The sequence below is a fragment of the Flagellimonas hymeniacidonis genome (genome assembly GCF_008040165.1).
Taxonomy (GTDB): Bacteria; Bacteroidota; Bacteroidia; order Flavobacteriales; family Flavobacteriaceae; genus Flagellimonas; species Flagellimonas hymeniacidonis.
In genome coordinates, this window is the sequence record NZ_VRUR01000001.1 from 1345361 (window position 1) to 1359178 (window position 13818).

At 37.7% G+C, this 13818-nt stretch carries 8 protein-coding genes; 2 read left to right on the plus strand and 6 right to left on the minus strand.

The annotated features are described in order from the left end of the window. Positions 1–246 precede the first annotated feature (246 nt). Positions 247–957 (plus strand): SDR family oxidoreductase, encoded by a 711-nt coding sequence (locus tag FVB32_RS06055; RefSeq protein ID WP_147742179.1) that lies wholly within the window; start codon positions 247–249, stop codon positions 955–957. On the opposite strand, the gene FVB32_RS06060 is transcribed toward FVB32_RS06055, so the two are convergent. The 4 genes from FVB32_RS06060 to FVB32_RS06075 all read right to left on the minus strand — a co-directional run bounded on the left by FVB32_RS06060 (position 958) and on the right by FVB32_RS06075 (position 9550). Next, positions 958–3684, minus strand: coding sequence for a PD-(D/E)XK nuclease family protein (locus FVB32_RS06060; RefSeq protein WP_147742181.1), 2727 nt, complete (start codon positions 3682–3684; stop codon positions 958–960). Between the two features lie 70 nt (positions 3685–3754). Next, the gene (locus tag FVB32_RS06065; protein WP_147742183.1) at positions 3755–5113 is read right to left on the minus strand and encodes an OmpA family protein; all 1359 of its coding nucleotides are present in this window, start codon (positions 5111–5113) and stop codon (positions 3755–3757) included. A gap of 104 nt (positions 5114–5217) precedes the next feature. Further along, a complete protein-coding gene (gene kbl / locus FVB32_RS06070) occupies positions 5218–6420 on the minus strand; it encodes a glycine C-acetyltransferase (RefSeq protein ID WP_147742185.1) in 1203 nt (400 codons plus the stop codon). A 10-nt stretch (positions 6421–6430) separates the two neighbouring features. Then, positions 6431–9550, minus strand: coding sequence for a UvrD-helicase domain-containing protein (locus FVB32_RS06075; protein WP_147742187.1), 3120 nt, complete (start codon positions 9548–9550; stop codon positions 6431–6433). A gap of 119 nt (positions 9551–9669) precedes the next feature. Here FVB32_RS06075 and FVB32_RS06080 point away from each other — a divergent pair, with 119 nt between their 5' ends. After that, a complete protein-coding gene (locus FVB32_RS06080) occupies positions 9670–10278 on the plus strand; it encodes a superoxide dismutase (RefSeq protein ID WP_147742189.1) in 609 nt (202 codons plus the stop codon). A gap of 664 nt (positions 10279–10942) precedes the next feature. Here FVB32_RS06080 and FVB32_RS06085 read toward each other — a convergent pair. Beyond that, positions 10943–12841 (minus strand): amidophosphoribosyltransferase, encoded by a 1899-nt coding sequence (locus FVB32_RS06085; protein ID WP_147742191.1) that lies wholly within the window; start codon positions 12839–12841, stop codon positions 10943–10945. Between the two features lie 45 nt (positions 12842–12886). Beyond that, complete coding sequence (locus tag FVB32_RS06090; protein ID WP_147742193.1) at positions 12887–13813, minus strand: PfkB family carbohydrate kinase; 927 nt, start codon at positions 13811–13813, stop codon at positions 12887–12889. Between the last annotated feature and the right edge of the window lie 5 nt (positions 13814–13818).

The following is a 13818-nucleotide window of genomic DNA, read 5'->3' on the forward strand; positions in this document are numbered from 1 at the left end:
GCCGATTAGGATGAACAGATAAGCCGATGTAAATTAACATTTACAGCTTGTATGTTTCTGTAAATCAAAATTTTAAATAAACCAATTATGTATTTTCATGACCTGCATACTGACAATTAATGAGATTGCTAAAGAGTTTTTTTCAAACAAGCATATGATGGGTAAGGGTAAAATATTATCGTACATAATGCTTTTTCTTTTTTGAGCATTAATTTTTACGACTTTTGTTCCCAAACTAATTGGACAATGAATTTAAAAGGTAAAGTTGCCTACATAACAGGTGGGACCAAAGGAATAGGATATGGAGTTGCGGAATGTTTATTGGCCCAAGGGATGAAAGTTGCCATAAGCGGGAGAAGTGAAGCTGGGGTTCAAGAAGCTTTAAAAAGCCTCGGAGACAAGGAAAATGTTTTGGGATTACGTTCAGATGTTTCAAGCCTTTCTGATGAAACTGTAGCTGTAAAAAAGATTTTGGACAAATGGGGCCAATTGGATTTGGTTTTGGCCAATGCCGGGGTAGGTCATTTTGCACCAATTGATGAAATGAAAGAAAGTGAATGGCACAAGATGATCAATATAAATCTAAATGGGGTTTTTCATACCCTTAAGGCTTCCGTTGAGGCATTGAAAAAATCAGAAGGGTATTATATGACTCTTGCAAGCTTGGCCGGCACTAATTTTTTTGCCAATGGAGCGGGTTATAATGCCACCAAATTTGGAGTAGTTGGTTTTACTCAGGCGGCCATGTTGGATTTACGGAAGTATAATATAAAAGTGACTACTATAATGCCTGGATCCGTTGCCTCCAACTTTAATGGAAATAAACCTTCTGAAAAAGATTCATGGAAAATACAAGCCGAGGATATTGGCAAGCTTGTGGTTGATTTATTAATGATGCACCCTAGAACCTTGCCTAGCAAAATTGAAGTAAGGCCCACGCGCCCAGATTTGAAGTAATTAAACCTTTTTTTCTATAAATGGAATAGAAGGACTGCAGATTTCAAGAATCAACTTTTGCAAAGCATCTTCAAAAAGAGTGAGTGTTTCTTTGGTTATTGTATTTCCTTCTGCTGAAAACAGCAATAACCCCTGACTTAGATTTTTAAACGAATAGATTCCTGCCTGCATATCGGAAGCATTTTTTTGCTTAGTATACAAATAGGCATAGCAAAGTAGTTGAAAAGCCTTGCTTTTATCATAATCAGCAATAAGTTGGTCCCAATCCGTAATTTTTACATTTTTAGGCTCTACCTTGCCTGTTTTATAATCCACTATTCTAATAACCCCATTAACTTCATCAATCCGGTCTAGGGTTCCTTTGAGTTTTATGGGATAGTCCAATGGAGGAACATCAAGTTGTACTTCATACTTTTCTTCTAACCCCAAAAGTTTAATTTGATGTCGTTGTATTTGATTTCTCTCCAAAGCAATGAAATTCTCTAAGTACTTTACAATAACATTATAAACCAATAAAAATTTACCTTTTGTAATATCAACACCATGTAAGACTACATGAAATTTCTGTCGTACTATTTCTGGGATGCTTTTTGCCAGTTTAGCTGTATTTTCCAGGTCTAGAACTTTGCCTACTAACGGTTGATACAGCTGTTCTAGGCTATCATGGACTATGGTGCCAAAAGTATTGGCTGCCATGGTTTCTTCTACTTCAATTACATCATTGATTTTAAGAATGTTTTGTTTGTAAAAATCAAGAGGATTCCTAATATAGTTGGTAAGTGATGTTGGTGAAAACCCATTGGCTGCAAAAGCCTTTATCTCATTTAAAAGCAATGGTGTTTTGCCAACCTCATGCAGAGGAGAAGCAGTGATTTTCACTTCTGGTGATGCGATATTGTGGGTTACGTATTTGGCAATATTATCGTCCGTGAGCAATTGGCTTATCAATCTACTTTTTTCACCTCCCTCGAGAACATCAGGTTCTGTATTATATATGATGTAAATGTTCTTTGCCCTGGCAATAAGTCTGTAAAAGTGATAAGTATATATAGCATCTTTTTCTTTGTAAGTGGGAAGTCCATATTCTCTCTTTACATCAAACGGAATAAATGAGTTGTTAGACTTTCCGGCAGGTAATATTCCCTCATTCACAGAGGTAAGGATAACGGTTTCAAAGTCAAGGTTTCTGCTTTCCAACATTCCCATGATTTGCAATCCAGATAAGGGTTCGCCAATAAAATCTAAAGCTTCGGTGGTGGCCAATTGCTTAAAAAGGGTTTTTAGAGACTTTAAATTCGTTATAAAGGAAATGGAACTTAAGTGTTGTTCAAGCTGATTGAATAAATTATAGAATCTATACAAATGTTCTAATTCCCTTGTATTCTTTTCCGCTTGAAAAAGACGCTTTAATTCATGTATTAATAAAATACAATGTTCTATCCACTCTAAAGGAGAGATAGCTTCCGCAGGAAATATAATTTCCAATATGTTTTTTGATGAAGTATACTTAGACAATTGATTTGTATTGAGATACAGCCAATTGTTCTTTTTTATATCATGGGTAATGGATTTTGCAAAATCTACCTTTTCAGTTGTAGAAATTGCAATGGAGTAGGGGCTGGCCAAAAATGCCAAAACATCTTTATAAAACCAACCTTTTTGGGTTTTGGCAATCGTGAGGTCTAGGAATGATATGAAAAAGGAATACAAAATGGTTTTATTCAATGGCATGCCCATGGTAATGTTTGCTTCCTTTACCTCTTGAGGGATAGCCTGAAGAACGGGATTCAACAAAGATTCATCTGCAAGAACCAAAGCCGTATTTTTAAGTCCATCATCAGATTTGCCATTGATTTTTTGTAATAGTTCACCGACATATTTTGCCTGTGAGATACTCTTTGGAACACCAGTAATAGAAATTTTTTTTTGGGAAAGGAAGCTACTATGAACACCCAATAGATTTTCAGTGGCATAATAGGGCCATTGCTGCTTGTAGTTTCTTATGAATAGTCCAGCATCGTGAATGGAGTCTTCCATAAAGTACGAATCAATATCCCAATAAATACTACAATTGGGTTGTTTCAGAAAATATTGGACAATGGTAGATTCTGCTGTATTTAATGCATTAAAGCCGATAAAAACAAGAGGGCTGTCTTCCATAGCTTTGCTATAATCTGCAAGCTTATTAACGGCTTCTCTATACACTAGCCCTTGATATCCCCTTTTTTGTTTTAGAAGGGTCATGGTGAAAGAATTGTAGAGTGATTCTAATCCTTTCCATAGCTGCAGATAGTTTTGGACAAGTTCTGTTTTATTGCTTTGTAGTGACCAGTGATCAAGTTCTTTTATTGCGGACAGATAGTTAAGAATATTGTCAGCAGGGATAAGATACCGGTCTATTTCGTTAAAATCTTGAAGGAGGGTTTGCCCCCATTTCAAGAACGTATTAAAATCATCATGACTTTCTAATGGTTGTTTTTTATAAACGTTATATAGGGTTAGTAAGAGTTCTATAGAAGTAGCGGATGAGATATCTGCTATTTGGGAAACATAGTCTTCTATGGATAAAACCTCTGGACTGAAGCAGCTCTTGTCAAGGGTAGTTGCAATATGCTTTTTAAGAAATGTCCCAGAACGTTTACTGGGTAGAATAAAGGTGCAGGCCTCAATGGACACATCCTTGTTCTGTAAATCGTCTAAAACATACTTAAGAAAACTTTGGTGCATAAGTCTAAAAATAAAAAAGGCTCCGCATTTGCGGAGCCTTTTTTGAAAAGAAAACTGAATTTCTATTTCATTATTTTACCAAGTTGATTTCAACTCTTCTGTTTTGAGCTCTACCAGCTCTTGTTTTGTTTGTAGCAATTGGCTTGTCTTCACCATAACCAACAGCGGATAATCTGAACTCTCCAATTCCTTTATCTACCAAGAAGTCTTTTACAGAAAGCGCTCTTGACTCAGAAAGTTTTTGGTTTGTAGTTGCTCCACCAACACTATCAGTGTGTCCTTCAACTGAAAACTTAGCATTAGGATACTCATTCAAAATTTGGATGATATCAACCATTACAGAAGTAGATTCTGCTTTGATAGAAGATCTACCAGTGTCGAACAAGATAGTTCTTGCATAGTCGTTCAATTGCTTTTGAACTTCTTCAGTTACTTCTGGACAACCATTGTTAGCAACAGTACCAGCTACTTGAGGACATTGATCATCTTTATCAAGAACACTGTCACCATCAGCATCAGGCCAAGGGCATCCGTTGTTCTCAGCAGGACCAGCTTCGTTAGGACATTGATCGTCTTTATCAGCTACACCGTCACCGTCAGCATCTGGACATCCAGCTAAAGTAGCAAGACCAGCTTCGTTAGGACAAGCATCATCTTTGTCAGCTACACCGTCACCGTCAGCATCTGGACAACCGTTCATTTCTTTAGAACCAGCTTCGTTAGGACAGCTATCTTTGCTATCTTCAATTCCGTCACCGTCAGCATCTGGACAACCATTGAAAGCTTCTAAACCAGCAACTTCTGGACAAGCATCATCTTTGTCGTAGATTCCGTCACCATCAGTATCAGTTCCACCAAATTTGATGCTAATACCTGCCATGTGTTGGAAATGCTTAACTAAGTAATCTTCGAAAGCATGCTTATACTGAGTCTGTAATGTTAAACCTACGTTCTCTGAGAACCAGATATTAACACCAATACCAGCGTTTGCTGTTCCAGCACCAATTTCATCTACCCAAGTATAACCACCACCAATTTCCGCAAAAGGATCAATAGTTGTGTTTTTTAGGAAGTTGTACTTAATGGTACCATCTATAGCGTAATGAGAAAGATCATCAACGGATTGATCACCGTTGTTTTCAATTCTATTTAAAGAACCTCTTGCACCTACAGAAAAACCACTTCCAACGTACTTAGATACGGCCACGTAAGAAACGGAAGGCAAGATGTTCCAGTGGTCAGAAACGTTAAAGTACTCATCGAACAATGTAGTACTAGAGAACGGGTTGTTCTCGTCGTTAGTAGGATAAAGGTCAATTGCGTTTACCCCGAAACTAACCTGCCAAGGATTATTCTCGTCTTGCGCTTGTATGTTGTTAGCTCCTAAAACTAATAGGACAACAACTAATAATTTGCTAAGATGTTTCATGCTCAAAATTTTAAGTTTAAGTGTTTATCAGCAGCAAATGTAAGTTGTTAAGACTTATTAACAAAATCAATTTTTCTTTTTTTTTGATGCATTACATGGAACATTTACTGCATTTCAACGATTTTCAATGCTTTTCCCACCTCAATGAAAGCGTTAATGGCATGATCCAAATGGTGCTTCTCATGTGCTGCGGACAGCTGTACTCTAATGCGAGCCTTGCCTTTTGGGACTACGGGAAAGAAAAAACCTATTACATAGATTCCTTTCTCTAAAAGCATATTTGCCATTTGTTGCGAGAGTTTGGCATCATATAACATTACGGGAACGATTGCAGAATCTCCATCAATAATGTCAAAACCTGCCTTTTTCATGCCTTTTTTAAAGTATTCCGTATTGTCTTGGAGTTTATCTCTTAGCGAAGTGTCTTTATCCAGCATTTCAAAAACCTTAATGGAAGCACCCACTATTGCCGGTGCAAGTGAATTGGAAAACAGATAAGGCCTTGATCTTTGGCGCAACATTTCTATGATTTCCTTTTTGCCGGTTGTATAGCCACCCATAGCACCTCCCAATGCTTTGCCCAAGGTACCTGTGATGATATCAATACGATCCATTACCCCTTTTTCCTCCAAAGTTCCTCGTCCTGTCTCTCCAATGAAACCGGCAGAATGACATTCGTCGATCATGACCAAGGCATCATACTTGTCCGCTAGGTCACAAATTTTATCCAATGGGGCTAACAAGCCATCCATGGAAAAAACACCATCAGTAACTATTATTTTAAATCGGGCGCCATCTTTTTGGCTTTGTAACAGTTGATTTTCCAAATCTGCCATATCATTGTTGGCATATCGATATCTTTTTGCCTTGCACAACCGTACTCCGTCAATAATGGAAGCATGGTTTAAGGAATCTGAGATTATGGCATCCTCTGCGGTCAACAATGGCTCAAAGACGCCTCCGTTGGCATCAAAAGCGGCGGCATACAAAATAGTGTCCTCTGTGCCATAAAAATCAGCGATTTTTTGCTCTAGTTCTTTATGGATATCCTGAGTGCCACAAATAAACCGAACCGATGACATTCCAAAACCGTGGGTGTCCAAGGTGTCTTTTGCCGCTTGTATTACCTCTGGATGGGAGGAAAGCCCTAGATAGTTGTTGGCACAAAAATTTACCACCTCTTGTCCAGAAGCTATTTTTATAACAGCATCTTGTGGGGACGTTATAACGCGCTCCTGTTTAAAAAGTCCTGCTTCCTTAATAGTTTCCAATTCGTTGGAAAGGTGCTCTTTTATTTTTCCGTACATAATGTTTTGTTTAGAGAAAATGGGGATTTATTTCTTGGTCAATATAAACAATAATGAGATGTTTAATTTTAAAATTCATTTCTTTTAGTACATCTGCATATTCGGTTATCTGCTCTTTATGGGATGGTGATGTCTTTCCAGTTTTATAATCAATTATAGTAGCTTCATTATCAGCAATTGCAATTCTATCTGGACGCAAAGATTCGCCATTAGCTTTAAGAATTTCTTGTTCATTCAATATTTGATATTGGTGCGTAAAAAATTCTTTTAGTTTGGGATGATGAATAATGGCAAGGATTTTCTGCTCAATATATGTTATTGAATCTTGGGGAGCATGACCTGTCAACTTTAATTTTTCAAGAACCTGCGGAACATCATCCAACGTTTTTATTTGGCTTAAGGCAAAGTGAATTAGATTTCCCATTTCAATGGCCTCTCTTTTTTCCTCATCCCACAACTGACTGGATTTTGTAGAAATAGTAAAATCAATTTCTTGTTTGTTCCTTATCATATATGGAATATAATGAGGCTCTTTCGAGTGTTGTTCAGCAGTGCTTTTATTTTCCGAGAAATCGCCGAAAGTATAAACGTCAAGCTCATTTTTTGGAATTCCTTTTTCACTAAGATAATATTGGAACAAGTCGGCATAGGAGAGGGCTTCCATTAAAGAATTGACATTCTTACCTGTCTCAGAAATAATGTATAATGCTTTTTCGGCTCTTGTTAACGCAACATACAATACATTAAATGCATCCAAGGCCGTCTTTTTAGATTCATCCGTATACACCTCCGCGGCTAGCTCATTGTAATGCAACATGTCTTGGGTAGTGTTGACCAAGAATTCAGACAACCCAAATTTTTCTCCTGCCTCAAGAGCAGGTGTCCAAGATTTCTTTTTCTTTCTTTTATCATCAATAATTGCATTCGCAAAAGGAAAAATTACAACAGGGAACTCTAACCCTTTTGCCTTATGAACGGTCATAATTTTTACTGCATTCACGTGATCTGGAGCTGTAATGGACAGGCTTCCTTTTTTTTGTTCCCAATAATTGAGAAAGGAATAGACCCCAGGGCCGTCTCTTTTTTCCACCAATAATACTTCATCCATTAAAAAAGTGAGGTAAGCTTCTGAATCCTTAACAAGGTCAAACTTAATGATTGCCTGTTCCAAAATTGTCAGTACCGGTTGCCCTTTTACATCTTGAAGATGAAATCCATAAATTTCAGAAAATAGCGCCCCAAGATCATCAAGATAAGATGCTGTAAAATCGTGGGTTTTACTTTCTACTGAAGCTAGATAACGTAAAACCTGATAGGCAGCTTCTTTATCGTTTATGTTGTCAATCACTTTTAGAAGTGAAATCAGAAAGACCACTTTTTCATTGTTTGCAAGCAACAGAGAATCTGATGAAACAATAGGAATATGGTTCTGCGATAAAAAATTGGCAAGGATTACGCCTTTATTATTATCCCTAACCAAAATACAGATATCAGCATAGGAGTGCTTTTTGGAGATGGCTTGATCAATCGCCTTTAAAACCTCGTTGCAATAGACTTCTTCCTTATTGTCTGCCATTTTATCCAAAAAAGACAATTGCACAAAACCCCCATTTACAGTGTTCGGTTTTTGTTCGCAACCTTCTAAAAAGAGATTTTTATGATCTTCATCTTTTAAAAAGAGAGCAATCAACTTGAAAAAACTATTATTGAATTGGACAATTTCTTTGTGACTTCTCCAATTGGTGTCCAGAACATTGATGTTGGGTGCTACTACAAAAGGATGTGTTTTTTTGTTGATGAGATTTAAGAATTGTTCTGCCCTACCACCACGCCACCGGTAAATGGCCTGCTTTACATCTCCAACCAGGAATAAGGAACCGCGTTCCTTTATCTCGTTTTCACTTTCAAGCGCACTTCCAATTAAGGGAATTAAATTATCCCATTGCATTTGGGAAGTATCCTGGAATTCATCAATAAAGTAATGCCGATACTTTTCTCCCATTCTCTCATAAATAAAAGGCACTGGCTGATTTTTAATTTCTTTGGACAGTAGGGAATTTAATGAAGAGATGGGGATGATGTCTTTTTCATTTTCAATATTCTTGATTTCCTTCGCAATTTCATTAAGCACCGTTAAAGGAACAATATTGCCATAAATATTTTTAAGGTAAGCCCGTTGGTAGATTTTCTTTTTTATAGACAAGTACGATTCTAAAATGTAACTGGATAAATGATTGGAATCTCTTTTGTCTCCAGATTTTAAAATGGTATTATCAAGGAGGTTTTGTTCAAGTTTGTTGTTGTATAGCGCTTTTGGATTGAACTCTTTCGAGCTTATTTTTTTGAAATGATTGGGCAAGGTTTTTCTTGGGAAATCTGACTCTACGAAACCCATATTATCAATTTCCGTCAGTATTTTTTGCGCCTCTAGAATGGCTTTCCCCTCAATTGAAGCGATTTGAGATAAGATGTTTTTTTGGATTTCCTGAAAATCGCGAATGGTTTTTGAACTTAATTTTTCAAGATGTGTGGAATGATTCTCTTGAAAAAGCAACTTTCCAATCTCAACCAAATCATAAGCGATGTTCCAACTTTTATCATCATCAATTTTTTCTAGGGAAAAAGAAAGTAGGACATCTGTAAGTTCTTTATCGGTTCCTGTCCTTTCCAACAAATTGCCCACGGCCTCCTCCAAAAGCAGTTCAACGTCCAATTCCACCTCAAAATTTTGTGCAAGCTGAAGATCACGTGCAAATGTTTTTATGATTTTATGGTTGAATTTGTCAATAGTAGAAATTTCAAAAAATGAATAATTATGCAAAATTCTCTTTAGCACAATTTGGGACCTCCGTTGCAGTTGTTCTGGTTTTAATGAAAGCTCTTTACAAATGTCGTGGAACAAGGAACTTTGTTCCTTGGCATCAGTTTTAGTACCAAAAGCGTAAAGATTTTCTAAAATTCTATTTTTCATTTCTCCAACGGCCTTGTTGGTAAAGGTGATGGCCAGAATTTGCCTAAATGTAGCGGAGGAGCTATCAGATAATATGAGTTTAAGGTATTCTTTGGCCAACATATATGTTTTGCCAGAACCTGCGGATGCGTTGTATATTTTAAAGCTGGAAACCTCCAAAAATGTTTTTCTTGCAAATTACGGATTACGTACCTGAACTTAATATCCAATTGCATGAAAAATATATCTTAAAACCGTATTTTTACAGGAATCATTAATAACTTAAAAACAAAAGAAATATGGCTTTTGAATTACCAAAATTACCCTATGCATATGATGCGTTGGAGCCACATATAGATGCAAGAACGATGGAAATCCATCATACAAAGCACCACAATGGTTATACAACCAAATTAAATGGAGCTATAGCCGGAACTGATTTAGAAGGAAAGGAAATCTTAGATGTTTTATCCAATCTGGACATGTCTAATGGAGCTGTAAGAAACAACGGAGGAGGCTTTTATAATCACGCCTTGTTCTGGGAAGTAATGTCTCCTAATGGCGGTGGAGCACCTAGTGGAGATTTAGCGACTGCTATTGATGCTGCTTTTGGCTCTTTTGATGGATTTAAAGAAAAGTTTAGTGCTGCTGCTGGAACTCGTTTTGGTTCGGGTTGGGCATGGCTTTGTGTTCATAAAGGCGGAAAAGTTGAAGTTTGCTCAACACCAAACCAAGACAATCCCATTATGCCTGGAGTAGCTTGTGGAGGTCACCCCATTCTTGGGCTGGATGTTTGGGAGCATGCATATTATTTAAACTATCAGAATAGAAGACCAGATTATGTTTCAGCATTCTTTAATGTAATCAATTGGGATAAGGTTTCTGAAAATTATGAAGCGAACAAATAGGTAACTTTATTACTTGGATAAAAAGGGCGGGGCACTATTTAGTGCCCCGCCCTTTTACCTTTACAAATGTTTGTAATAGAAAAGGGTGAGGAAGCCCTCACCCTTTTCGTCCCAAATCTTACCATAAACTTAACCTACTTATGCTATGGCAAAACTAAATTACTGGTATTGTGAGAAATAACAAAAGTTTTTGAGGAATTTTTTGAGTTGTAAAGAAAAATTTAAGCTGACTTTGGGAGAAGAATTTGTTAAATCCTTGGGGTTCAAACATAAAGAAGGCGGAGTTGCCTCCGCCTTCTTTCCCCAAATCTTACCATGAACTTAACCTACTTATGCTATGGTCCTCCAAATGTAAGGCAAGGAGGTACTTGTGGAAAAAGCTTTTAGACGAAACCCCCTTTATTTGGTTGAACGACCAACCTTGTTGTTAGGGAGTACTATTGCTAAGGAAAAGGATTACGAAGAATTGTATTTGGATTACCTAAAATAAAAAAGGTGGAATAGCTTCCACCTTTTTTGCCCCAAATCTTACCATGAACTTAACCTACTTATGCTATGGCAATACTAAAGTAGGTTTGACATTTACCTACCGTACAAAAACACGGCAATCTGCACGTTTCATCGATGAAATGCACACATTAACTTTAATTTAAATACAGCTCAATTAATAAGCTCTCTGGTTTTTGCCTTCGTAGAAGTTGATGAATGCCCTGTTCACCACTCTATTTCCACCTGGTGTTGGATAGTTTCCTGTGAAATACCAATCCCCTAAATTTTTAGGACAAGCTTGGTGCAAACCTTCTATGCTTTGATAGATGATAGCGACTTCGGCATTAATGTCTTCGGGACTAAGAATTTCTGCAGTTTTCTTTGAAATTTGGTCTGCTGTAAATGGAGCATAAAACTCTTTTACATAGTTCACAACCTCTTTATCATTAGAATCGGTTTGGGCTAGGCATTTTTCGTAGATGTCTTTTATGATGTGCGTAGTTCCATGTTCTTCATGTAGTGCCTGCGCCGCTTTAAAAGCCACAAAATCCTCAAGCTTGGCCATATCAATCCCATAGCAATCTGGATATCGTATCTGCGGAGCCGACGATACGACCACTATTTTTTTAGGAGATAGTCTATCAAGAATTTTGAGAATACTTCTTTTTAAAGTTGTCCCCCGTACAATGCTATCGTCGATAATAACAAGATTGTCATTTTCTTTTACTGATCCGTATGAGATGTCATAGACGTGGGCTACAAGGTCATCCCTACTACTGTCCTGGGTAATAAAGGTGCGCAGCTTGGCATCCTTGATGGCCACTTTTTCAATTCGAGGACGCACCTCCAATATTTTGTGTAACTCTTCTCCAGTAATTTTTGGTCCTAAGGCCAATATCTGCTCTTCCTTTCTTTTGTTGAGGTAATTTTGGGCTTCTTTTACCATACCAAAAAAGGATGTCTCAGCGGTATTGGGAATGAATGAGAAAACGGTATTGCCCAAATCATCATCAATGGCTTTCAAAATTTGTGGGAACACCAATTTCCCAAGCATTTTTCGTTCCTGATAAATTTCTTTGTCGCTTCCTCTTGAAAAATAAATCCGCTCAAAAGAGCACGCTTTTCTTTCTGTAGGCTCCTGAATCTGCTCCAAATGAACCGTTCCTTTTTTCTTTACGATGATGGCATGCCCAGGATCAAGCTCTTTTATATCATCGTATTTGACATTAAAAACAGTTTGAATAGCTGGCCTTTCTGAAGCAACCACAACCACTTCCTCATCTTGGTAGAAGTAAGCCGGACGTATTCCAGCGGGGTCTCTCATGACAAAGGCATCGCCATGGCCCAATAAACCTCCAATAGTATAGCCGCCATCCCAATTCTTGGAAGACTTAGTAAGTAATTTTGCAACGTTTAATCGCTCTGCAATTAAAGCGGAAGCTTGTCTTTTATTGAACCCTTCCTTTTTTATTTGCTTGTAGAGTTTGGCAACCGCATCATCTAGGAAGTGACCAATTTTTTCCATTACGGTGACGGTATCCGCCATTTCCTTCGGATGTTGTCCTAGGGCTACAAGGTTATTAAAGAGCTCATCAACATTGGTCATGTTAAAGTTACCCGCAACAATGAGATTTCTATGCATCCAATTGTTCTGTCTTAAAAAAGGGTGGACGCTTTCAATACTATTTTTCCCGAAGGTGCCGTACCTCACATGCCCCATCAACAATTCTCCTATGTATGGAATGTTCTTTTTCTGAAGGGCGACATCATTTTCATATTCTGGGTGTTGCCCGAGAGTAGTATTGATTCGCTCATTGATTTGGGCAAAAATATCCTGTATGGGCTGTTGCTGTGCAGAACGAACCCTGCTCATGTAACGCTCTCCAGGATCCATATCCAATTTTATGCTAGCAAAACCAGCACCGTCCTGTCCTCGGTTATGCTGTTTTTCCATCATAAGGTACATCTTGTTTACACCGTAGAAGGCAGTACCGTATTTTTCTTTGTAGTACTCTAGAGGTTTAAGCAAACGGATCAATGATATTCCGCATTCGTGCTTAATCGCATCACTCATAACAAACCAAAAATAAAAAAGCCCCGAAAATTTTCAGGGCAGTATTTATGTTAATTCAATATTGAACTGTGTCAATTCTCTAAACTGTATCAATCGTTTATCCACTTCGTGCTTCTGCAATTCTACCATTCTTTCTGTTCCAAAGCGTTCCACACAAAATGAAGCTAGGTTAGATCCGTGTATGATGGCATTCTTCATGCTTTCAAAAGAAATATTTTTTGTTTCTGCTAAATGGCCCGCAAAACCACCTGCAAAAGTATCTCCTGCTCCCGTGGGATCAAAAACATCTTCCAAAGGTAAGGCAGGCGCAAAGAAAATATGCTCTTTATGAAATAAAAGTGCACCGTGTTCTCCTTTTTTAATGACCACATATTTTGGCCCCATCTCTTGTATCTTGGCTGCGGCTTTTACCAGTGAATATTCGTTGGTCATTTGGCGGGCCTCTTCGTCATTAATGGTAATAACGTCTATATATTTTATGACAGCTACTAACTCATCCCAGGTATGATTCATCCAAAAGTTCATGGTATCCAAAATGATGAGCTTTGGTCGTTCTTCCATCTGGTTGATTACACCCATTTGAATATTTGGATGCAAGTTGCCCAGCATAACAACTTCGGCAGTTTTAAAATTATCAGGAACAATAGGATTGAAATCGGCTAAGGTATTTAGCTCTGTAATTATGGTGTCCCTAGAATTTAAATCATTATGGTACTTCCCTTTCCAATAAAAGGTTTTTCCTCCTTTAACAATATCAATTCCGGAAATGTCAATGTTTCGTTCAGTCAAAAGGTCTAGATAGCTTTGTGGAAAATCATCTCCTACAACCGAGACCACAGCAGATTCAACTTTAAACTGGGAAGCTGCCAAACTTATAAAGGTTCCTGCGCCTCCTAAGATTTTATCACTCTTGCCAAAAGGAGTCTCAATATCATCAAAAGCGACACTTCCAACAATCAATAATTTACCCATTCACT